Annotated in this window: 20 protein-coding genes and 1 pseudogene; 5 read left to right on the forward strand and 16 right to left on the reverse strand. The window is 65.4% G+C overall.

Annotated features, from left to right (window positions below; genetic code table 11):
• Positions 1-127: 127 nt before the first annotated feature.
• The 4 genes from ACZ5VQ_RS48245 to ACZ5VQ_RS48260 all read left to right on the forward strand — a co-directional run bounded on the left by ACZ5VQ_RS48245 (position 128) and on the right by ACZ5VQ_RS48260 (position 3,260).
• Positions 128-361, forward strand: a complete 234-nt coding sequence (locus tag ACZ5VQ_RS48245) for an AAA family ATPase (RefSeq protein ID WP_469110574.1) — start codon at positions 128-130, stop codon at positions 359-361.
• 113 nt (positions 362-474) lie between these two features.
• Positions 475-1,230 carry an SDR family oxidoreductase gene (locus tag ACZ5VQ_RS48250; RefSeq protein WP_469110575.1) on the forward strand — a complete coding sequence of 252 codons (756 nt, stop codon included), beginning with the start codon at positions 475-477 and terminating at the stop codon, positions 1,228-1,230.
• Positions 1,231-1,270: 40 nt separating this feature from the next.
• The gene (locus ACZ5VQ_RS48255) at positions 1,271-1,963 is read left to right on the forward strand and encodes a TetR/AcrR family transcriptional regulator (RefSeq protein WP_469110576.1); all 693 of its coding nucleotides are present in this window, start codon (positions 1,271-1,273) and stop codon (positions 1,961-1,963) included.
• Positions 1,964-2,747: 784 nt separating this feature from the next.
• A complete protein-coding gene (locus ACZ5VQ_RS48260; protein WP_469110577.1) occupies positions 2,748-3,260 on the forward strand; it encodes a hypothetical protein in 513 nt (170 codons plus the stop codon).
• A gap of 28 nt (positions 3,261-3,288) precedes the next feature.
• On the opposite strand, the gene ACZ5VQ_RS48265 is transcribed toward ACZ5VQ_RS48260, so the two are convergent.
• The 5 genes and pseudogenes from ACZ5VQ_RS48265 to ACZ5VQ_RS48285 all read right to left on the reverse strand — a co-directional run bounded on the left by ACZ5VQ_RS48265 (position 3,289) and on the right by ACZ5VQ_RS48285 (position 7,067).
• The gene (locus tag ACZ5VQ_RS48265; RefSeq protein ID WP_469110578.1) at positions 3,289-3,501 is read right to left on the reverse strand and encodes a hypothetical protein; all 213 of its coding nucleotides are present in this window, start codon (positions 3,499-3,501) and stop codon (positions 3,289-3,291) included.
• 69 nt (positions 3,502-3,570) lie between these two features.
• Complete coding sequence (locus tag ACZ5VQ_RS48270) at positions 3,571-3,903, reverse strand: DUF6233 domain-containing protein (RefSeq protein ID WP_469110579.1); 333 nt, start codon at positions 3,901-3,903, stop codon at positions 3,571-3,573.
• Positions 3,904-4,255: 352 nt separating this feature from the next.
• Positions 4,256-5,291, reverse strand: a pseudogene (locus tag ACZ5VQ_RS48275) (NAD-dependent epimerase/dehydratase family protein).
• A gap of 10 nt (positions 5,292-5,301) precedes the next feature.
• Positions 5,302-6,021: a DUF998 domain-containing protein gene (locus ACZ5VQ_RS48280; protein WP_469110580.1), complete on the reverse strand. Its 720-nt coding sequence runs from the start codon at positions 6,019-6,021 to the stop codon at positions 5,302-5,304.
• Entirely contained in the window at positions 6,018-7,067 is a 1,050-nt protein-coding gene (locus ACZ5VQ_RS48285; protein ID WP_469110581.1) for an aldo/keto reductase, read from the reverse strand. Before ACZ5VQ_RS48285 ends, ACZ5VQ_RS48280 begins: the two co-directional genes overlap by 4 nt.
• Before the next feature lie 75 nt (positions 7,068-7,142).
• On the opposite strand from ACZ5VQ_RS48285, the gene ACZ5VQ_RS48290 reads away from it, so the two are divergent.
• Complete coding sequence (locus tag ACZ5VQ_RS48290) at positions 7,143-7,679, forward strand: TetR/AcrR family transcriptional regulator (RefSeq protein WP_469110582.1); 537 nt, start codon at positions 7,143-7,145, stop codon at positions 7,677-7,679.
• Positions 7,680-7,737: 58 nt separating this feature from the next.
• On the opposite strand, the gene ACZ5VQ_RS48295 is transcribed toward ACZ5VQ_RS48290, so the two are convergent.
• From ACZ5VQ_RS48295 to ACZ5VQ_RS48345, 11 genes are all read right to left on the reverse strand, one after another.
• Entirely contained in the window at positions 7,738-10,062 is a 2,325-nt protein-coding gene (locus ACZ5VQ_RS48295; RefSeq protein ID WP_469110583.1) for a tyrosine-type recombinase/integrase, read from the reverse strand.
• Positions 10,059-11,117, reverse strand: coding sequence for a tyrosine-type recombinase/integrase (locus tag ACZ5VQ_RS48300; protein WP_469110584.1), 1,059 nt, complete (start codon positions 11,115-11,117; stop codon positions 10,059-10,061). The genes ACZ5VQ_RS48295 and ACZ5VQ_RS48300 overlap by 4 nt, the downstream gene beginning before the upstream one ends.
• A 354-nt stretch (positions 11,118-11,471) precedes the next feature.
• Complete coding sequence (locus tag ACZ5VQ_RS48305) at positions 11,472-12,677, reverse strand: hypothetical protein (RefSeq protein WP_469110585.1); 1,206 nt, start codon at positions 12,675-12,677, stop codon at positions 11,472-11,474.
• Positions 12,678-13,763: 1,086 nt separating this feature from the next.
• Positions 13,764-14,090: a helix-turn-helix domain-containing protein gene (locus ACZ5VQ_RS48310; RefSeq protein ID WP_469110586.1), complete on the reverse strand. Its 327-nt coding sequence runs from the start codon at positions 14,088-14,090 to the stop codon at positions 13,764-13,766.
• On the reverse strand, positions 14,087-15,172 hold the full coding sequence (locus ACZ5VQ_RS48315) for a tyrosine-type recombinase/integrase (protein ID WP_469110587.1): 1,086 nt from the start codon (positions 15,170-15,172) through the stop codon (positions 14,087-14,089). Before ACZ5VQ_RS48315 ends, ACZ5VQ_RS48310 begins: the two co-directional genes overlap by 4 nt.
• Before the next feature lie 370 nt (positions 15,173-15,542).
• Entirely contained in the window at positions 15,543-15,680 is a 138-nt protein-coding gene (locus ACZ5VQ_RS48320; protein WP_469110588.1) for a hypothetical protein, read from the reverse strand.
• 177 nt (positions 15,681-15,857) lie between these two features.
• Positions 15,858-16,646 (reverse strand): DUF1883 domain-containing protein, encoded by a 789-nt coding sequence (locus ACZ5VQ_RS48325; protein ID WP_469110589.1) that lies wholly within the window; start codon positions 16,644-16,646, stop codon positions 15,858-15,860.
• 824 nt (positions 16,647-17,470) lie between these two features.
• Positions 17,471-17,863, reverse strand: coding sequence for an MmcQ/YjbR family DNA-binding protein (locus tag ACZ5VQ_RS48330; RefSeq protein WP_469110590.1), 393 nt, complete (start codon positions 17,861-17,863; stop codon positions 17,471-17,473).
• 86 nt (positions 17,864-17,949) lie between these two features.
• A complete protein-coding gene (locus tag ACZ5VQ_RS48335) occupies positions 17,950-18,858 on the reverse strand; it encodes an SDR family oxidoreductase (protein ID WP_469110591.1) in 909 nt (302 codons plus the stop codon).
• 524 nt (positions 18,859-19,382) lie between these two features.
• Positions 19,383-19,862: a MarR family winged helix-turn-helix transcriptional regulator gene (locus ACZ5VQ_RS48340; protein ID WP_469110592.1), complete on the reverse strand. Its 480-nt coding sequence runs from the start codon at positions 19,860-19,862 to the stop codon at positions 19,383-19,385.
• A gap of 11 nt (positions 19,863-19,873) precedes the next feature.
• Positions 19,874-20,935 (reverse strand): alkene reductase, encoded by a 1,062-nt coding sequence (locus ACZ5VQ_RS48345; protein ID WP_469110593.1) that lies wholly within the window; start codon positions 20,933-20,935, stop codon positions 19,874-19,876.
• Between the last annotated feature and the right edge of the window lie 25 nt (positions 20,936-20,960).

The following is a 20,960-nucleotide window of genomic DNA, read 5'->3' on the forward strand; positions in this document are numbered from 1 at the left end:
ACTCCGGCGGGTAGTGCTTCATGACCACGAGATGTCCGTTCTCAGATCCTCAAGATCTAGTGTCTCGTGTGTCCAAGATCAAGGGTCAAGGTCCGCACACCGATCAGCCCGGCACACCGGCTCACTCATGCCGCCCACCCACATCCTCAACGCCCCGACCCGGCTGATGAAAGACCTCGGCTACGGCAAGGACTACCAGTACGACCCGGACACAGCCGACAGCTTCTCCGGTGACGACTACTTCCCCGACGACATGGACCGCGAGACGTACTACCAGCCCACCCGCAACGGCTACGAAGCCCAGATCACCGAGCGCCTGCGCCACTGGGCCGCTCTGCGCGCCCGCCAGCAACGCGGCTGACCGGCCGACGCGCCGATGGTAAGTGGATCGACTTGCCTCATGGGTGGCGTGGGGGATACCTTCAAGGGGTAAGTTCATTGACTTACCTCACGACTCGGCAAGGAACACTGAACATGAATCGTCTTGCGGGCAAGCGCGCCCTCATCACTGGCGGCACGAGTGGGATCGGTCTGGAGACCGCGCAGCGTTTTGTCGCGGAGGGCGCCGACGTGTTGGTCACAGGGGTCACCCCGGCCAGCATCGACAAGGCGCGGCAGATCCTCGGGGACGCGGTGCCGGTGGTGCAGGCCGATGCGCGCGATCTCGATGCGCAGCGCGGCCTGGCGGAGCGGGTGCGTGAGCACTTCGGGAAGCTGGACGTGGCGTTCCTGAACGCCGGCGTCTCGGACTGGCGGCCGTTCGAGGGCCACACGGAGGACAGCTTCGACCGGCTCTTCGACATCAACGTCAAGAGCGTCTTCTTTCTCACGCAGGCCCTGGTGCCCGTGCTGGCCAACCCGTCCTCGGTTGTCCTCAACGCGTCCAACAGCGCGCACGGCGGTTACGGGCAGTCGAACGCCTACGCCGCGACGAAGGCGGCTGTCGGTTCCCTGATGCGGTCGTGGAACGCGGACCTGCTCAGGTCGCACGGCATCCGGTTCAACGCGGTCAGCCCCGGCCCGGTGGACACCCCGCTGTACTCGAAGCTCGGGATCGAGGACCCCGCGCAGCAGACGGCGGTTCTGGAGGCGATCAGCTCCGGTATTCCGCTGGGGCGCATGGGTCTGCCCGAGGAAGTCGCGGAAGCCGTCGTGTACCTGGCCTCCGATGCCTCCGCCTTCGCCGTGGGCCAGGACCTTATCCTGGACGGTGGCCAGACCGTTCTCTGACAGCGAGGATGCGGCTGGGAGACGGGCGAAGGGCGTGGGTATGTCGGTGGCGGACCGGGACCGAACGGAAACCGGTGGCGATACATGCCAGGTCGGGTATCACGCGCAGATCAAAGCGGAGAACCGCGCCCGCATCATCCGCGCCGCCCGCGACCTCTTCCTCGCCCGGGGATACGACAAGACCTCCCTGGCCCAGATCGCCCGGGAGGCGCGCGTCTCCACCGGCACCCTCTTCAAGCGGTACCCCTCCAAGGCCGCGCTGTTCGCAGCCGTCACCTCCGAACAGTGGCAGCTGGACGTGCAGTACGCCGCGCCGCCCCCGCCCGGTGATCCCCGGTACGGTCTGGACCACATCGGCCGCGACTACGCCTGCCTGGTCTCACGGCCCGGCACGGCGCCGCTGTGCCGCCTCATCATCACCGAACTTCCCCAGATGCCGGAACTCGCCGACATCGTAGGCACCGGCTTCGCCATCGACCGCGGCCCCTTCTTCGACCGGCTCCGCGACTACCTGGACACCGAAGCACAGGCCGGCACACTCGACTTCCGTTCGGCCGACGGACAGCCACAGCCGACATCCGCAGTGGCCGAACAGTTCCTCGGCATGATCTGCGGCCAACTCCTGTGGCCCCAACTCGTACGCACCGACTTCGTCCCTCCCGACCCCACCGACACCACGATCGTGGACGAAGCCGTCGCCCTCATGCTCACCCGCTACCGCACCGGATCCTGAACCCAGGACGCGGCGGCAACTGCCGGCCGACCGCAGAAGCGTCTGACGCAGAGTGGTGGCCCCCACGTGAGTCGGCCGGTCTGGCGGAGCGCTCGGATTCAACAAGCGAGTCCGCCCCCGTACGAAACCACCGACCAGGCCCCGTTAGGAGGATTCGGGCACGGCCGTGAGACTCCACGGCTGGCCACGCCGCGAGACGGCGCGACAACCACCAGGTCGCAGCATCGCCGTTTGCCGGGGGCAGCGAGTCCCTACATTCATGTGGGGTCTCAAATCTCGCGGCACAATTTCACGATCTTGGCATCGAACGCGGCACCGAACAGAGAAACCGCAGTTCAACGGCTCGCCGGGTCCGGCGGGTCGGCCGAGGCCGTAGGAAATGCCACGGCTCGTGAGACTGAGCGGCTGTGCCATCGACCTGAGACAGATGAAGAACCGCAGGTCGGCGGGCGCGGCCTGTGCCACGAACGGCGAGACCCTACATCAGCCTACGAGCGGAGTCCCGCACCGGCACACGCACAACCGACCCCTTCGGGTTCGCCGCGCGCTGGGGGAGAGGCAGGGCCAGCATGGACATATGTCCTGGCACTGGCGTTCATGGGCCACGGTCGTAGTGACCTGCCTGTTCGTGACTTTGGCGGCCTGCTCGTCCGATAGTGGAGCGGAGCCGGGCGGCAGTTCGGGTGAGGCGTCATCGAGTAGCGCGACGGGTGACAGCACCGCTGCACCGTCGGGTTCGAGTGACAGCGCAGGCGCGCCCCCGGGTGCAGAGGTTCTCGGTACGGTGCAGCAGGGCGAGCCCTTCGAGGTGACGGTCCTGGCCTCGAATACCGCCGACGACCCGGCACGGTGGCGGTTCACCGTGGACCGTGTGGTGTGTGGCAAGCCGTTGGACCCGGCGGTGATGGCCCACGCCGCGCAATCGGTCGGAGCTCCCACCGCTACTCCGGCCCCGGAGACGGGCAAGCAGTTCTGCGTCCTGTCCATGCAGGCCGTCAACGTCGGAAAGAGCATGGCGGTCTGGGACGCCGACAACACCGTGAGCCTGAACGTGGGGGACATCCGGTACACGCAATCGCAGAAGGACGCCGACTACTCCTCGGACTATGCGCAGTACTGGAACGACAGAGGCGAGGTAGCGCCCACGTTCGGCCTCAACCCAGGCAGCCAGGGACCGGTGCACGGTGTGTTCCAAATCCCGGCCGGCGACAAACCGACCAGTGTCTGGGTCACCTCGGGAACGGCCATCGAGACGATCGATGGAGTGGAGCCGGGACACCTCGTACTGCTCAAGTGAGGAGGTCGGGCACGCAGGCCCTGGCCGGTCAGCCCGCTGGTGTGCGGGTGTTGTTGAAGCGGACGCCGGTACCCCAGCTCTCCCGGGCGGTGGTCATGCACCAGTGGCACAGGGGCAGGCCTCCGCTGCCGTATCTGTGGGTGTTGCGCTGGCAGCCGGAGCAGGGGCCGACCAGGCTGCCGGAGCAGGTGAAGGTGGACGGGTCCGGCTCACTGATCGGCGGCGGGAAAGTACTGGTCATCAGGGACAGCCTGTTCTGGGGGAGGGGCGGGTGCGGTGCAGTGAACGACACCGGAGGGGGCGGGGCCGGTCAGCGCGCCGTAGCGGCGAGGGCCGGTCGGGTGGGTAAGTCGAGGATGTCCAGGGCGGTGTCGGGCTGGCAATGACTGCAGGCCCGTACTCCTGAGGCGAGGAGCCGGCGGGCTTCGTCCCGGCCGACCGGGCGCCGTCGTTTGCCCGCGGCGTAGCAGCCGCCCACGTGGATCTCGACGGGCGGCCGTCCGTCACCGATGCCGAGTTCGACGATCCACTCCGGTTCCGCGGGCCGGACCCGCCGCCCGTGCTGCTGCTCGGCTTTCCGCTTCTGAAGGGCGGCGATCTTGTCGTCGATGCGCCGCAGCCACATGGCATGCCAGACCCTCATTCTGTGGAATCAAGGTCTGTCAAGCAGCTCGGCATTCGGTGCGGGGCCGCCCTATGGTCGGAAGCCGGTCTGCCTGGGCGGCGCCGACGGGATGGTCGAGGGTGCGCCACAGGCAGCTCAGAGCCCGAGTCGCTGGCCGCGACACTGATGCCCCGTCATCCGGCCGGCGGACGGGCGACTCCGGAAGGTGTCGACTGCCATGACAGCCCGGAGTCTCCCGTCCCGGCTCACCCAGCGGGCAAACAGGCGGCCCCGGACCGCACGTCGGTGCGGGCCCGGGGCTGGCGACGCCTGTCGCGCCGCGTCACCGGTTCGACGCATCTTCGGCGCGCAGGGCTGCCGCGTCGGTCGGTTACGAGCCGGTCTTTGTCCCGATGCCGTGGGCGAGGAGGCTCTCGGCGGTCTCCTCGATGGTGTCCTCGATGGGACGCGCCTGCCAGCCGAGAAGCTTCTCCGCCTTGGCGCTTGTGGCGTCGAAATCCCGGCCGAACTGGTGCCTGAGTAGTCGCAGTTCCGGGTTCACGAGGCCCAGTGCGCGTGCGAGCCACACGGGCAGTTCACGGGTCGGGGCCTTCGCGGCCCGCTCGCCCAGGCGGTCATGCAGAATGCGTGCGATGTCGAGGACGCGCAGGCTGTGCCCGGCGGTTGCCAGGAAGCGTTCGCCGGCGGCTGCCGGATCGGTCATCGCGCGCAGGTGCAGATCCGCGACGTCACGCACGTCGACGAAGCCCATCCCGAAGGGGGGGGCACGCAGGAACCTGTCCCTCGATCATTCGGCGGACCAGACGCAGCGATGGCGGGTCGTCCAGGCCGAGCAGGGGTCCAAGGACCCCCACGGGATGAACCGCTGCCAGTTCCAGACCACCGCCTTCGTCTTGGATGAACTGCCAGGCCGCGCGTTCGGCGAGTGTCTTGGACCGCTGGTAGGGCGGGATATCGCTGTCGACGTTGGTCCAGTCCTCCTCGGTGAACGGGGTCGAGCGCGGGGGGTGCCCGATCCCGATGGCGCCGAAGGCGCTGGTCAGGACGACCCGGCGCACGCGGGCGTCGCGGGCTGCGCGCAGCACCCGCAGGACGCCCTCGCGTGCTGGGACCACCAGGTCGTCGTCGTTGGCCGGCGTATGGCGCAGCGTCGGCGAGGCGACGTGGAGGACGAAGTCGCAGTCGGCGACGGCAGCGTCCCAGCCGTCGGTGTGTTCGAGGTCGGCGCGTACGACCGTGAGACGGTCGTCGTCGAACGGTGTGGCCGCGTGCAGCCAGGAGCGCAGTGCCGGCTCGCGCCGCAGGTCGCGGACCGTGGTGCGTACGGTGTGCCCGGCGTCGAGCAGGGCCTGGATGCACCAGCTCCCGATGAATCCGGTTCCTCCGGTGACCAGTACCTGGGTCATCTGTCTCTCCTCAGCTCACGACTCGTGCAGTAAGGGGTGCCAGTGGGTGCGTCGCACGATGCCGCTGGGCAGCGGCCACGCTGCTTCCGAGGAGGGCGTGGCCGATCATGATCGGGTAGATCACGGCGCGCTCGAACAGGCCGATGTTCCACATCCAGCCGGTGAACACGTCGGTCATGAAGAGGGGGAACGCGATCAGTCCGACGGTGCCGAGAGTGATGCTCGCGATCGACCGGCCCCTGGTGAGACCGATGCGAGTCCCGCTGGTTCCGACGACGATCGCCATGATGTTGCCGGCGAGCATGACGCCCTGCGCGCCGACGGTGTGGAACGCGATCAGGCCGTTGTCGACGTTGGCGTTGGAGCCCTGGAAGATGCCGACGAGTGAGACCCCGACGCCGGCGAGGACGGCGAGGATCATGATGATGATGGGGCGGGTGCCCTTGCGCGGATCGAACACGAGGAAGGCGCCGATGATCAGGAGGCTGCCGTAGATCACCCAGCCTGTGTCCATGACGGCGCCGAGGGGGGAGTTGGCGACCTGCCCGAACGCGGTCTGCGGCGGGCCGGTCAGGCCGAGGTGGCTGACCCAGTTGTACAGGGGCGAGTACGGCGGGTTCTGCCATGCGGCGGCGGTGATGAACTCGGCGACCCAGGACACGAGCGGGCCCAGAAGGATGAGGAGGGCTCCGGCGCGGGCAGCGGCGCCGGAGCGGATGATGGGGGTCATGCGAGGGCCATGCCGGGCACGCGCTGGCGGATGGCCTCCATCTCGGCTTCGTCCGAGACGCCCTGCCAGTCGTAGCGGGGGGTGTACGGGGCTTCCAGGGCACGCACCTCATCGTCGGTGAGCTCGATGTCGAGAGAGGCCACCGCCTCGTCGATCTGCCGGACCGAACCGGCACCGACCAGCGGCGCGGTGACCACCGGCTGGCGTCGCAGCCAGGCGAGAGCGACCTGTGCGCGGCTGACGCCGTGGGCCTTCGCGACCTGCCCGACCGCGTCGATGATCGCGTGGTTGGACGCCTCCTCGGCCGGCGAGTAGAGCAGGTCCGCGTAGGCGCCGTCCGTCTCGGAGCGCACTGTCGAGCGGGCGTCGTCCCACGCGCGGGTGAGGCGGCCGCGGGCCAGCGGCGACCAGATGATCGTGCCCACGCCCTCGTCCAGGCACAGCGGGATCATCTCCCGCTCCTCCTCACGGGCGAGGAGGTTGTAGTGGTCCTGCATCGACACGAACCGCGCCCAGCCGTTCTCCTTCTGCAGGCGCAGCGCCTTCGCGAACTCCCACGCGTGCATGGACGAGGCGCCGAGGTAGCGCACCTTGCCTGCCCTGACGAGGTCGCTGAGGGCTTCGAGGGTCTCCTCCAGCGGTGTCTCGTGGTCGTTGCGGTGCACCTGGTAGAGGTCGATGTAGTCGGTGCCCAGGCGGCGCAGCGAATGGTCGACCTCGGTCATGATCGCCTTACGTGACAGTCCCCGCCCGTTGGGTCCCAGCCGCATCGGATGGCGCAGCTTGGTCGCGATCACCACTTCGTCGCGGTCGGCGAAGTCCTTCAGGGCCCGGCCGAGGATTTCCTCACTGGAACCGTTGGAGTACATGTTCGCGGTGTCGAAGAAGTTGATCCCCGCCGCCAGCGCGTGCTTGATGAGCGGGCGCGCGTCCTGTTCGCCCTTCGACCAGACGGGGTGCCCGCGGTCGGGCTCGCCGTAGGTCATCGCGCCGATCGCGATCGGGGATACGTCGAGGCCGGTGGTGCCGAGCTTGATGTACTGCATGATGCTCCTTAGAGTATGTGGAGAGCTCCCCACATAACGTAGTGGAGAGCTCCCCACTTAGCAAGGTGAGGTCCCGTGGTCCGGTCAGACGCCCGTGAGAACAGGGCGCGCATCCTCGCCGCCGCACGCGAAGCGCTCGCGGCGGACGGCAGCACGTCGATGAACCAGGTCGCCCAGCGCGCGGGAGTCGGCTCGGGCACCCTGTACCGCAACTTCCCCACCCGTGAGTCGCTGGTCCTGGCCGTCTATCAGGACGAAGTGGCACGCATCATCGACGCCGTGCCCGGCCTGCTGGCCCGGATGCCGCCACTGGAAGCGCTCCGCCACTGGACGACGGACCTCGTCGAGGGCATGCGCAGAAAGCATGGCCTCGGCGACGCCCTCGGGCCGGGCGCGCACCAGGCGATCAGCGAGCAGAGCTACGGGCCGGTCATCGCCGCCATCACAGAACTCCTCGACGCCGGCAAAAGGGACGGAAGCATCCGCCCGGACGCCGACCCAGGCGACTTCCTCCAACTCACCGGCGCACTGTGGCGCACCGCGGCCGGCCCCGAGGACCGGGCACCCCACATGCTCGCACTCATCCTCGACGGACTCCGCACGCACCGGTAGACGCCGCGCACGCGACAGGGCCCGTCAGATGCACGACTTTTCTGTGCAATCAGATTTGTCAAGCTTGCGTTGCTTTGCCCTGTCGGACGCCGACGATCGGTAGGAGCTGAGCTGCGCCGGGTGCCGTGATCTGCCGGGGTGTTGGCCCGGCCGGGGTCGGGGTATCCGCGAGTCTGCCGAGGAGCTGGTCGATCGCGGTCTGACCGTCGGTGAGGGCGGCTTGTTCGTCCTCGGTGAGCGGGATCGAAACGGCCATCTTCTGCAAGTTGCCTTTGGCTTCGAGGAGTTGGGCTCTCGTGGAGTCCTTTGGGGAGTAGAAGTCGCAGCGGGCGCAGGCCATGCGGTGCTGGCACTGTTCGAAGAAGGTGTAGGTGCAGTAGCCGTGTCCGAGGTCGTAGTGCTGCCAGGGCTCGCCGGCCGCGGCGGCGCCGGAGGCGACCGTGTCGCGGTCGACGAGGACCTCGATGGTGCGTACGTTGCGGGCGAAGTACCCGGCGTCGTCGTATGCCTTGGTCAGGGTGTTGGGGCTGATCTTTGCGTAGTGCTGGGTGGACTCCGGGGAGCGGTGGCCGAGCCATGCCTGCAGTTCGAACAGGGTCATGGGTTCTTTGGCGTTGTAGAGCTGGCTGGCGATGGTGGAGCGGGCTCGGTGACTGGTGATGTTGCCTCGGACGTCGGCGGCTGGAACCCCGGCCTTGCGGCAGAGCATGGGGATGATGCTGCTGTTGATGTAGCCGCTGGACACGGGCCGGGCGCGGTAGGCGAACAGGAAGTCGACCTGTTCCCCGGTGCGTTTGTCGGTTCGCTTCGGCTGCTGGGGACGCAGAGCTTCCCAAGCGTCGATGGCCTGTCCGAGCAGCGGGTCGACCGGCTTGGTGAAGGCCGTGCCGGTCTTGTGCGCGGGTACGTCCAGCAGGCAGACGGAGTCCCGGGCGAGAATGCGTTCGGAGTCACCGGCGACAGAGGTGCCGTCGTGCTGCCAGCGCACGCAACCCAGACGCAGCCGTGCGATCTCGTTACTGCGCTGACCGGCGAACAGCCAGGTCAGCGTGACAGCTCGGACGAGTTCTAGAGGATAGATGGGGCCGGCTTTACCTCGGGGAATGTCAGCCGATTCCAGGTTGAGTCCGGCCCACAGCAGTTTGGCCCAGACGTCGTCAGCGATCACTCGTGGGCGTGGGCCGAGCAGGGCGTTGATGCTGCGCGGCACGGAGAGCGCACGCAGAGGGTCGAAGCCCGGGCGCAGCCACTCCCATTCCTGGATGTCGCGGAAGAAGACCCGCACGGAACGGATGAGGCCGGCCTTCGAGGCGGCCTGCAGCGGCTGCCCGAGGCGTTCCGCGAAGCTGCTGGTACGTACGACGTAGTCGCCGATCTCCATGCGGTCGACGGCTGCTATCCAGGCCGCGCAGGTCTGCCGGGTCCATGCGGAGGGATCGGCGGCTTCCGGATGCTGTGCGGCGATCCAACGTCCGGCCTTCAGCAGGGCGGCTCGGGTGTGGAGGCGGGAGCGGTGGGTCATGGTCGTCGTGTCGTTCCACCGCTCCACCCATTGGGCCCATACCGGTGGTACCCCGGCGTGGTTGACAACGGCAGAGCCGGAGAGCGTGGCAGGCGGGCTACAGAACCCCAGGGCCGCCACCGCCCGTTGAACCGCATACAGGACCCGCATACCTCCCTCGGTCAGGAGCTCCTCGCTGCGGACCCGGTCGAAGAACTGCGAGGTGAGGTCACTGCTGTGGGGACTGCGGTTGAGGAGGAAGAGCTGGCTCATCACCGAGGGAACGCCCTTGTCGTCTTCCTTGCCGTACTGATAACCCCAGCCGGTCAGAAGGGTACGAATGCGCGTGATCTCCTCTTCGACCCGGCGGCGCCCGAAGATACGGCAGGCCAGTGACAACCGATCGAAGTGCCCCAGATGCTTGAAGTCGGCGTACCCGCCCAGGTGATAGGCGTGGCCGCAGAGGAACGGCCTTACGTATCCCTCGGCCCAGGTCGGCACCTGTTCTCGATAGGCCGTGTGATTGCGGCCGAGGAAGTTCAGCCATTCCTGCTCGCTCCAGCCCCAGAAGGCTCGGCCCACGTCCGCAGACCGCAGTAGCAACACGGCCACCGCGTCGTGCATGGCCCGCCGCACGCGCATGCTGGGCGGTAGATCAAAGCTGGCGTTGACATCCTGCAGCGGACGCAGGAGCCGCTCGATCTCGGCCCACTGCGGAGCATCCGGGTCGTGGTGGCGAAGCCGGCGCAGGTTCCGCACGCTCAACCCACGGATGGCGTGCTGCTCTGCCTTGGACAGCACGGGCGAGCGGTCATAGCGACGCAGGTCGATCGGGCACTGCCAGCCTCCATCGGCGTCCGCGGCCAGGGGAGTGGTCGTCATCGCGAGACTCCTTCCGCCGTGTCATCCATTGCGTCCGTGTTGGCGAGCATCCGTATCCGCCAGGCGTGAATATGGTCCATCCCGCTTCTCAGCTTTTCGGCGAGGTCACGGCCGGAGAGGTGGATGTACTGCAAGGTCGTGTCTGTGTGGCGGTGCCCGGCGAACGAGGCGATGGCGTGCACCTCCCAGCCCATCCGTGCCAGATCGGTCAGACACAGGTGCCGGGTGGTGTGGGTGGAAAACCGCTCGACACCGGCCTCCAGCGCGAGACGGTGCACGACCTTCGACCACGTCCACAGACTCAGCGGCTGACCGTAGTTGCGCCGGGATTCCGACAAGAACAGAGGTCCCCGCGCCCGGCTGATCGCCGCGCGATGCGCGAGGTAGTCGGCCAGGAGCACGCCCGTCGGCGCGGAGTACGGCACCACGCGCTCCAGCCGGTTCTTGGTGGTTTCCGCTCGCACCAGTACCGTCCGGTGCGCTGGATCCAGGTCACCGGTGCGTAGCGAGCACAGCTCCTCCCTGCGCAGAGCCGCGTCATAGGCCAGCGCCAGCATTACCCGGTTCCGCACCGGCTCACGCCGCGCTACCTCCAGCAGGTCCAGCCACTGCTGCTCAGTCGGAATCCAGGGCAGCTTGGAAAACCGCGGCACCAGCCCCCGCTTGTGCCCGCTGCCGCGTTGGCCAGGCGTGTACCGCCCGCGGCCTACGGGATTAGACTTGCGCAGCCCCTCCTCGACGAGGAAGTCGTAGAACAGGCGCACCGGCACCAGACGTTGTTGAATCGTCGCGTTCGCCAGCCCTGTCCCCGACTCGATCGAGACGACGTTCGACCCGCGGCGATGCGGCCGAGACGTCAGCTCGCGGACGAACACCCCCACGTGTGCCCGCCCCGCCGACAGCGGATCAACCGCCTCGCGCTCACATAGCGTCAGGTATTCCGCCAGCCCCCTGGCGTAAGCATCCAAGGTCCGTGGCGCACGTCCGAGATCTGCCCACGCTTGAAGCCAGGCGGCCGCGTGATCGTTTCGTGCCAGCACCGGCCACTTGGCCATGAGTACCGATATACCGCTCAAGCTGTTCCCCAGGTTCGTGGATGAAGCCGGGCTACATGATCACCCAGACAGATTCCACGTAACTTCTAGTGCGTGCAGTCGTCCCAGGTCAGGGGGCAGGTCGTCCAGCATGGTCCGTCCCGGGGATCTTCGACTGAGGGGCTGCACCTTTCACGTGTTCGAATACTTGTTCTATATGGTGAGTGTAGTGGAGGTGGGTGCCATGGCGGCGGAAGCGCAGACGCGGGTGTCGGGAGATCAGCGGGTGTCGAGTGTGATGCATGTGCGCTGCCCCGACAGGCTGACGGAAGAGACGTACCGGCAGGTCCTGGAACTGCTCGCTACTGGTACAGCTCACTTATTCCTGGAGTGCGGTATGGTCCGTCGCTCTGCCAGGAAGCCAGTCCAGTCGCGCTTGGCCAACTTCACCCAGCGGACAGCTGTGTTGATGTGCATCCCAAAGAGATCCGCCATCACCGCTGCGGGCAGTTCTTCAGCCAACGCCATACGTGCCGTATTGCGGACAGTAGGAAGTCTGATCCCGTATCGGTTGAGTTCACGCGCAAAAGTTTCGGCATGCGCCGGCCTCCCAGGGACAAGCCCTGGAAAGAGATGATGCTCTACATGCATGGCATGGGATACAACGGAACGCCCACGCTGAGACTCAGCCAACTGTCTGACGAGATCAGCCAGTCGAGGAGGTAGAAGGATCGGCTTGGGACCGAATTTGAGACAGGTCCCGTCGCTTCCCTCCTCAATATCTCCTAAGGTCAACTGTAATGTGCGTTGAACTGTCACCCCGAAAAGCGTAATCAGCGCTCCGGCCACCCTAATTTCCAAGGGAAGATCATCGCCCTCGACACATCGACGCAGAATTCGCACATCCTCGTCGACGTCAAGAAAATTAACCGGCTCAAGCCTCGGCAGCGTAGGCATAGAGATGTTCTCAATCATCCCACGCCTGAGCGCCCATCCCAGGAAGTAGCGGATTCCGTGCCTTCGCCGCGACTCTGGGCGTTCTGCCAACCACGACTCTACATCTGCCTGCTTCAGTTCTTCAAAGGTACGGCCCCTTTCATCTAACCAGGCCAGGAAACGGAACGCGATAAGAATCCTTTCGCGAGCAGAACGCGCGGAGCCGTAACTGAAGGATTGCTGCCGCTGAGCCTTACGCCGAGCGCGCCTCAAAACGTCCCAGCACGCATATGGGCGAACTAGCGTTACATGATGTTGTGGTTTCCCTTGCAGCAACCGTTCCAACCAAGGAGAAAGGTAAGCAAGATACTCTTCCCGCTCTGGTAGGACGCCGGTACAAACAAGCACGCCGCGGATATGTCGCACGGCTGGACCAGGTGGCAGCTGGTCGAGAAGATCGTGGGTGATTGGAGATGATTGGCGTGACAGCTCAATGAGAAGCTGGGCTGCCTTACCGCGCCTGATCCATTGAAGTGTGTGCCGCGGTCGAGAAACAGTTTGCAGAGCTCGAACGACAGGCTCAAGCTGCCCTGTCAAAACCCCGTTCTCATCACTGAATTTACTGGCGAGTTCCTCTTGAAGCACGCAACGGTCACACACACCTGCCGCATACGGGAACCCCGCCTGTCCGCACTTTTTGCAAAGGTATTCGACCTTGGCTCCGGAGCAAGGCCCGCAGATTAGGCCATCATGCGGGTCCGATCCAACCAAGATGCGAACACGCTGGCATTTTGGGCACGCGCTGGCGTTCATTCGCGCATCCTTATAGCACTCGCTGCATACTGGCCCACTCGGCCACCTTGCCGTGATTTCCCTGATCTCGCCACACCGAGAGCATGTGCGTGGAGTTACCGGCTTGCAACTCGCACAGTAGGTGGCACCTGTTAGACGGCTACGTCGGCATTGACGAACGCGCCCGCAAAAGGCGCACGTACTCTGAGGTCCGTAATAGCATCTCTCGCAAAGGTCCGGCTGCCCATTCGTTGCTTTTCGTTTAATGATGCCGGATCTTCCACATTTACCGCACAGCCGTTCTGGCCGCCTGTAACATCTGACACAGATTGGCCCGTTGGCCGTTTGTGATCCAACCTTTTCCAGGTTTCCGCATTGCGAGCATTGACGCCGCGGTCGCGAACATTTACTACACAGGCATTTCCCATTTGAAAGTCGCACCGCTACTACACGACTTCGGCCACATGATAGGCACTCCTCCCAACTCCCCGGGTCTGCACGACAGCACGCTTGGCAGACTCCCCCTTCAGGTAAGCGCAGATTCATCCTTCTCGTTTTTCCACAGCGAATGCACGGTTTCTGTCGAACTTTATGCGAGCAGCTTGCACAAATCCGTGCTCCGTCGTGGTCTCGGTTCGTCAGTTTCGGTGTTCGCACTCCGCAGCGAGCACATGGAGGGAGCACCACGTCCTCGTAACCACGCCCGGCAAGTGCGTGTGTAAGTCTCACGAATGATGGGGGCACATCGGATGAGCCCTCAAATATAGCTAAAGGGCGCTCTGATAAGTGTAGGTCGAGCTCTTTCAACGCTCGTCCACGTGCAAATTCCGCGGCCGCCAGAACGTCTAGCGCTTCGGTGGGGCTCATTTCTGGCAGAACGGCACGCAGTTGGTGTACTACGCGGACGATCGCGCCCTCCTTGTCGTATTGCGACACAGGTCACGCACTCCCAGGACGTCGGATCGTGGTTCGACGCACCGGTGGCGATGCATTACTCGCTTCGCCTGTTGCAGTCCTTCTAATCTCCTCATTCACTACCTCAATTCCAATGATGTCGTTAGGCGTACATGAAAGAATATCGCAGAGAGCCGCCAAGGTATCCATGGATAGCCGTTGCGGGGGCTGGGTGACCAGGCGGAAAACCTGCTCCCTTGAGAGATGCACTCCCCTTTCCGCCAGAAGGGGCACTAGGTCGCTTGTTTGAAACATCTCCTTCTCGGCCATGAGTTTTCGCAGGTTCCAGCGAATCCCCATTTTCTTGTTCACTGCTTCGCCTCCCACAGATCGGAATAACGAACCTTCAGCGCTCGCTGCACCAAACGATTCCGGTACTCGTCAGAAACACCTGAGTAGATAGCGGTAGTAGACGCATACTCGTGACCCACCTGGTCCTGCACAAAGCGCTCTGGGTAGTCGAATTCGAGTAGATGCGTGACGTAAGAGTGCCGAAGCCCGTGCAAGTCAAGCTCTTCAGGAAGTCCAGCTATTTCTCGGGCAGCCTCAAAAGCCTCGTCGAGACGGCGCAAAGAGAGACGGCCGCGCCTTTCTGTGATCCATAGAGCAGAGTGCTTACCCGGAGAGAATGCCGGGCAGACCTCCGCTAGGTAGTGATCCAGCACATCAACGATCCAGTCGAATTCCGGAACTGTGAGGACGGTTCGCCGTTTGGGCGGACCTCCTTTCGAGGACTTCCCGTAGCGGACGAATATTGCCCCGCATCTCCCGTAGTCCGGCACCTTGGGGTTACGCCGGAGGTCTGCCAGATCGATGCCGCACGCCTCCTGGCGCCGCAACCCGAAGGCATAGACGGCCTTCAGTGTGGCTGAATCTCTCAGAGCAGCGAGAGCACCCTTACGATGGCGAGTGCGGATCTCCTCCACTCGCGCATCTGCCGCATCGAAGAGAGCTTGCACTTCGTCATAGGTGAGAGGACGCCTTTCGGCTCTTCCTTCGTAATCACTGGAGTGCGTGATCGTGTTCCACTCGTGCAGGATCTGCACCGGCGCCTGACCAAAGCTCTCCAGACACTTGGCTGGCCATCCGTAGCGAGCATCGGTCAAATACTCGCAGAACTGCCTCAGACCGTTCTGATAATTTCGCGCCGTTGAGACAGCGAATGTCTTCCTGCGACTCCGTAGATGGCAGATAAAAGCGTCGACTTCCGCGGGCTGCCACTGCCAGGGATATTCGTTAGTGAATTCAGCGAACCTCCTGACGACTCTGAGCCGCGGCTGGATGGTGCCCGCTTCATCCAGAAATCGTGCTCGCTGCTGCATAGCCCAGCCGTCCAGCATCGCCGCGAACGCGGCCGGCTCGGGATCGAGATGTACGACCTCTCCGGCCAACACCAGGTGCGATGCACCCGGTAGATCCGCCCCTTGAGTCACGATGCATTCAACGCAACATCGTTGAATCGGTTACGGCTCCCAGGCCACGAACATGTCCCAGCTACCGCAGCGTCAGGTTCGTGCGGTAGCACATCGCGACGACCAGCACCCACTCGACCAGCGGCAACGGCCACTGGCAGCCCTGCAAGGTGACATTGCCACCCCGATCCGGCACGACTTCAACCATCGGGCGAGCTACGTCACTTGAAGTACGGTGACACCTCACCCACACCCATCCAGCCCTCAGCACCTCGGCCATCCCAAGGAGCTGAGCAGCTCCGCTTTAGGCAGTGGTGCCCAGGGTGCTAGCCCTGGACACTACCTTCAGGTGTTACTTCTTCTTGGACGGCGTCTGCGACAGCGCGCTGGCTGCAGCGGACTTCTCGGCCTTGGTCGACTTGGGGCTGGCCAGGACCTTTGCTGCGGCCGAAGCGGCCTTCTTACCTGTCTGTCGCGGATTCTTGGGCATGATCACGTTTCCTTTCATACCACTTTGCGTTGCAGCTCAGAACGTGATGTCATGCATGCCTGGATGCGGTACAGGACGTCTCGTTCTGGCTGCGGTGATCGTCTGGCCCCTCTGAAGGGTCAGACGATCACCAATCCGGCGGCTTTTCCGTCGGAAGTCTCAAATGGGAGATTCGAGTCACCCAGCGTCACGTTGGGTATCACTCTCTCGAATCACATCAGCAATCTCGCTGGCGATCTCCTCGACCGTGTACTGAGCCGTGCTTCTCGCCAACTTGTCGGCCAAGGACGGGCTTTGCGCCATGACCTCATCCTTGGTGATGTTGTGCCAGATAGGCAGCAGGCTCTGTTGCCCCGTCACATACCTTGTCACCAAGCCGTCAAGTTCGTACTGGGGCCACCCTTTCTCGAAGAAGGGGCGCGAGAGGATTACAATGCCGAACTGGCAGTTGGCCAACCCGTGGTCGATCTTGCGGCGGAGGCTGTCGCCGATCCTCAATTCGAGGACGTCGAGCCACACAGAGATGCCGGCTTCTTGCAGATACTGTGCAAGCGGGCGGGCCACGGCCTCTTTGTCTTCACTGGCGTGAGAGATGAAGACATCTCGTACTGGCTCAGCCCGGCCGATGGAGTAGGGCGGTAGCTCATGTCTGATCTGGGTCAGGGAACCGGCGTTGCTCGGGCGCAGCACAGGCAACGGCGCCGGTTCGACGGAGGCCGAGGACCTGACTTTTCCTTTGAGGCCTATCAGATCAACGGTCACGTACCAGTGGCCATTTCTCGGAATCGCAAGGCGTACCGGAGATCGCTTTGTCAGCCCCCCGATACACCGGTGGTCTCGCCCGCTTTTGTACTTCTGATAGTTACTGGAGTCCATCAGACGCACATTGGCTGCGCTTCCGGACAGATTGATGACTGCGGTCGCCCCCTTGGACTGACGACCGAGATCGTGGACTACATAGTCCATGAATTTTCCTCTGTACCACCTTCACCGGGGACCTGCAGGGCGGTTGCGCTGGATGCAACATTGTTGCGTGCGCTTCAGCGGCGGGTGTATCCCCAGGCCAGCCGCTACGCGGGAGGGGCGTCAGCACGAGGCTGACGCCCCTCTCATCAGGGATTACTTGTCAGGTGAGCGTTTGCCGAGTGTTGCACTCGATGCAATCCCGCCCAGTTGGACCTGTCCCCGGTCGTCCAGGCTCTGCCCCCTACGGCGGCCCTGGTGGAGCTGAAGGGTGGCCTGCGCTACCACGGCACCGATGCCCGTCGGCTGGGGGAGGTGCTGCGGATACGGACGCTCTCGCGAATGGGGGTCGATGTGCGAGTGGACGTCGGTCCGACGAGAAGCCGACAGGTTCGCGGATTCCTGAGGGCCCAAGACGGCGAACTGGCTGGCCACCTGAGGTTGAGACGGTGATCGTCCAGCCGGTTGAGGCAGTAGGGGCTCGGACGGCCTGCGCTCGGGAGGGTGTAGTAAAGGTGGCGGATTTCTTCCACGTGAGGCTTCGGAGGGGCGCAGGGCTCGGGGAGTTCATAGAGGTGATCGAGCGGTTTACCCCGCTCGCCCAGTTGTTGGTGCCGTCGGCGGCCGTTGCCCAGGTGGGCGGCGCTCTGCGGCTGTTCGGTTCGGCCCGGTCTGGCGCAGCGGCTGCGGCTTCAAGCGGCTCCTTTGTACAGCCTGGGCACGGTCGTGGGGATCGGCTCTTCGTGGAGTGTGCGGCCGTGGCTGACGTGGGGGGAGGGTGAGGGCCGCCTTGCGGGCGGTGTCCTGGAGGCGGTCACCGGCCGCGCTCACCGGCCCGCGGTGCTGGTGCCGTAGGTGTGTGGGTCGACGGGCTGCTCGGCCTTGGGCAGGTGGGAGACGACGAGCAGGTAGGAGTCGGTGACGAGTTCCCTGACGAGCTTCCTGTCGACGCCTGTTCCGTCCTCCAGCGTGATCCAGTGTTTCTTGTTCATGTGGTAGCCGGGGGTGATGTGGCTGTTGTGTTCCCGGAGAACGTGGGCCTCGACGGGGTCCGCCTTGAGGATCACGACGGGGCGTCCGGGGGCCTCGGTCATCAGCATGAACACCTTGCCGCGTACCTTGAAGACCTCCCAGTCCGGGCCGAAGGGATGCTCCAGCTGGGCTCCGGGAAGTTCCTCCGCGCACTCGGCGGCGAACGTCTGCAGGGTCGATCCGTTCATGAATGTTTCCTTCCTCGGGTCCAGGAGGGATAGGGCCGATGCGTCCTCGTCAGGCCGTCGTGTGGCGAGAATGGGACGCGGGCCTGTCACCGGTGCTGTGCGGTGCGCAGCTCGTCGGTGTACCGGGCGAGGGCGTCCTCGGCCGTGGGGGCGGGGCCGAACAGCTGCTCCTGGCGGCGGGGGTCGGCGACGTAGCGTCCGGTCTCGAACCAGCCGAACATCGCGGCCATGTCCTTGACCAGGGGCATGAAGCGGCCGGCGACGGCTCCTGCGGTGCGGGCGATGGCGGAAGGGACGGCCCACACCTTGATTTTCCTTCCGGCCCGGTTGCCCATCAGGTCGGCCATCTCGCGCATGCTGACCGGACGGTCCCAGCCGATGTCGATCCGCTCACCGGCCTCGGCCTCGGCGTCGACTGAGGCTGCCAGGTACGCCGCGAGGTCGGAGGTGTGGACGAAGGTCAGCGGGACGGTGGTCTTGCCGATCCACATCAGGCGGCCCTTGTCGATCGGGTTGCCCGCCATGGTCGCGATCTGGTCGAGGAACGCTCCCGGGCGCAGGGCGACGAACGGGACGCCGAGCTGTTCGAGCTTGTCCTCGGCGAGCTTCTTGTGCCAGAAGTGCGGGACTTGGGGCGTCTGGTCGCTGGTGAGGATGCTGGTCAGGACGAACCGCCGGATGCCGGTGCGGTGGGCGGCCTCGGCGAGGTTGGCGTTGCCGATGGTGTCGATGTCGTTGGCGTTCTTGCCGCCGCGGGTGTAGCCGGCGGCGGTGGTGATGACGGCATCGGCGCCGTTCATGGCGGCGACGAGCGAGTCGAGGTCGAGCATGTCGCCGCGGGCGATCTCGACACCCAGGCTTTCGACCCTGCTCGCGTCGGTGGTCGGCCGGACCAGGGCGCGGACGTTCTTGCCGCGCTTGAGTAGTTCGTCGACGACTTTGCCGCCGAGGGAGCCGGTCGCGCCGACGACGAGGACGGGGAGGGTGGTGGTCATGGGGGTCTCGCTTTCCATCAGGTCAGTAGTGGGGGATTGGGTCGGCGGGGCAGTGGTGCCTGCGGACGTGGGCGCCGTGGGCCCGGTTGCTCAGGGGGCGGACCTGTGGTGGGCAGATCCGCGGCGCGGGTCGCCGCCGGCCTGCGGGAGCTTGCGTAGGTCGAAGGCGACCCGGACGCGGGTGATGCGTCCGTCCTCGATGTGCGGCCGGCTGGCGACGGGGAAAGCTCGACATCCCCGTGGGGGGTGTTGCCCCTTCCCCCGGACGAGTTCCGCCTGCCTGCACCGGGACAGCTCGTGCCTGCCCCTGACGCTGGGGCCCCGCTCAGCCCTGTTCTTCCTGACGTACGGGGCGAGCGGCATCCGTCGGCTCGGCTTGCCGGGCTTCTTCCGACAGTCGGGGAGCCTGGCTCCGTTCAGCACGGGTCTGTGTGAGTCGAGTGCGCTGCAGCACTGTCCACTTCGCAGGCACGCCGGAAACGATTTGCAGTCCAGGCCGGAACCGGGGTGCAAGCCGAGGGGAGTTACTCGGACTCTTCCTGCGGAAGAGCGGGGCTGTTGATCGCGTCGGCTATGGCATAGGCGATACGGACGAAGGACTCTGCCTGCTGCGCCGACAGGTTCCGCGCGGAGGTTTCCTCCAGGGTCCGCCACATGGCTGCGATCGGCTCGCGCATGGCACGGCCCTTGTCGGTGAGGTGGACGACCATGACGCGCCGGTCGTGTTCGGCAGGCTCGCGGACGAGCAGGCCGGCGTCCTGCATGCGGCGCAGTGCCTTGGAGATGGTGGAGTGGTCCACGTCGAGGCTTTCGAGCAGCTCGGACTGGGTCTGGCCGTCCCGGTCGAGGAGGTGCATCAGCAGCAGTTCCTGTCCGGGATGCAGGTCCATCTCGCGGAGTATGGCGGCGGCGCGGGCGCGGTGAGCGCGGGCGAGCTGGTAGATCGCGTAGCTCATCTGCCCCTCACTGGCCGTGGTGGGGGGGCGAGGTGTGGGGGCGGGCATGGTTGGGTTCCTCAGACGGTGTGGGTGGGGTAGTCGGTGTAGCCGGCCACTCCGCCGCCGTAGAAGGTCGCCGGGTCGGGAGTGTTCAGCGGCGCGTCAGAGCGTAGCCGCTCGACCAGGTCCGGGTTGGCGAGCGCGAGGGCGCCGACGGCGACAAGGTCGGCCGTGCCGTTGTCGACGTCCTTGGCGCGGGTGGGCAGGTCGGCACCGGCCCGGTTGAGGATCAGCGTGGTCGGCCACAGCGCGCGCAGGGTGCCCAGCAGCGCGTCGTCGCCCGCGTGCATCACGTGGAGGTAGGCAAGACCGAGCGGGCTGAGGGCGCGCAGGAGCGCCGGATACAGCTCGGCGGTGTCGGACTCGGCGATGTCGTTGTAGGGGTTTCCGGGGGAGACGCGCAGGCCGGTGCGGCCGGCACCGATCTCGTCGGCCACGGCAGCGGCCACCTCGACGGCGAAGCGGATGCGGTTGTCGAGGGAGCCGCCGTAGCGGTCGGTGCGCTGGTTGGTGTTGTCGGACAGGAACTGGTGCACCAGGTAGCCGTTGGCGGCGTGGATCTCCACGCCGTCGGCGCCTGCCGCGATGGCGGCCGCTGCGGCGCGGCGGAAGTCGTCGACGGCCGCCGCGACCTCCTGCGTCGACAGAGCACGGGGGACCGGCATCTCCTGGGGCCCGGACGCGGTGAACATCGCGCCCTGCGGCCGGATCGCCGAAGGGGCGACCGGCCGCCGCCCGTGGGGGGTGTTGTCGGGGTGGGCGATGCGTCCGGTGTGCATCAGCTGGATGACGATCCGGCCGTTGGCCGCGTGCACAGCGTCGGTGACCTTGCGCCACCCGGCGATCTGCTCGTCATTGTGTATGCCGGGAGTGAGGAGGTAGCCCTGGCCGTCTGCGGAGGGCTGGGTTCCCTCGGTGATGATGAGCGCGTGCGAGGCCCGCTGGGCGTAGTACTCGGCGTTCAGCTCGGTCGGCACGCCTTCAGGGGTGGAGCGGTCACGGGTCATGGGGGCCATGACCAGGCGGTGCGGGAGAAGGACGTCACCGACGGTGGTCGGCGTCCACAGGGAATTCAGCATGAATGGTCCTTGGGTGCGGTGTTGG

It is taken from the genome of Streptomyces sp. NPDC033178, assembly GCF_055577685.1.

What these genes read in the sequence shown, in the direction of transcription:
- ACZ5VQ_RS48245 (WP_469110574.1), top strand. Translation starts at nt 128, where the DNA reads ATGCCGCCCACCCACATCCTCAACGCCCCGACCCGGCTGATGAAAGAC.
- ACZ5VQ_RS48250 (WP_469110575.1), top strand. Translation starts at nt 475, where the DNA reads ATGAATCGTCTTGCGGGCAAGCGCGCCCTCATCACTGGCGGCACGAGT.
- ACZ5VQ_RS48255 (WP_469110576.1), top strand. Translation starts at nt 1,271, where the DNA reads ATGTCGGTGGCGGACCGGGACCGAACGGAAACCGGTGGCGATACATGC.
- ACZ5VQ_RS48265 (WP_469110578.1), bottom strand. Translation starts at nt 3,501, where the DNA reads ATGACCAGTACTTTCCCGCCGCCGATCAGTGAGCCGGACCCGTCCACC.
- ACZ5VQ_RS48270 (WP_469110579.1), bottom strand. Translation starts at nt 3,903, where the DNA reads ATGAGGGTCTGGCATGCCATGTGGCTGCGGCGCATCGACGACAAGATC.
- ACZ5VQ_RS48280 (WP_469110580.1), bottom strand. Translation starts at nt 6,021, where the DNA reads ATGACCCCCATCATCCGCTCCGGCGCCGCTGCCCGCGCCGGAGCCCTC.
- ACZ5VQ_RS48285 (WP_469110581.1), bottom strand. Translation starts at nt 7,067, where the DNA reads ATGCAGTACATCAAGCTCGGCACCACCGGCCTCGACGTATCCCCGATC.
- ACZ5VQ_RS48295 (WP_469110583.1), bottom strand. Translation starts at nt 10,062, where the DNA reads ATGACGACCACTCCCCTGGCCGCGGACGCCGATGGAGGCTGGCAGTGC.
- ACZ5VQ_RS48300 (WP_469110584.1), bottom strand. Translation starts at nt 11,117, where the DNA reads ATGGCCAAGTGGCCGGTGCTGGCACGAAACGATCACGCGGCCGCCTGG.
- ACZ5VQ_RS48320 (WP_469110588.1), bottom strand. Translation starts at nt 15,680, where the DNA reads ATGCCCAAGAATCCGCGACAGACAGGTAAGAAGGCCGCTTCGGCCGCA.
- ACZ5VQ_RS48325 (WP_469110589.1), bottom strand. Translation starts at nt 16,646, where the DNA reads ATGGACTATGTAGTCCACGATCTCGGTCGTCAGTCCAAGGGGGCGACC.
- ACZ5VQ_RS48330 (WP_469110590.1), bottom strand. Translation starts at nt 17,863, where the DNA reads ATGAACGGATCGACCCTGCAGACGTTCGCCGCCGAGTGCGCGGAGGAA.
- ACZ5VQ_RS48335 (WP_469110591.1), bottom strand. Translation starts at nt 18,858, where the DNA reads ATGACCACCACCCTCCCCGTCCTCGTCGTCGGCGCGACCGGCTCCCTC.
- ACZ5VQ_RS48340 (WP_469110592.1), bottom strand. Translation starts at nt 19,862, where the DNA reads ATGCCCGCCCCCACACCTCGCCCCCCCACCACGGCCAGTGAGGGGCAG.
- ACZ5VQ_RS48345 (WP_469110593.1), bottom strand. Translation starts at nt 20,935, where the DNA reads ATGCTGAATTCCCTGTGGACGCCGACCACCGTCGGTGACGTCCTTCTC.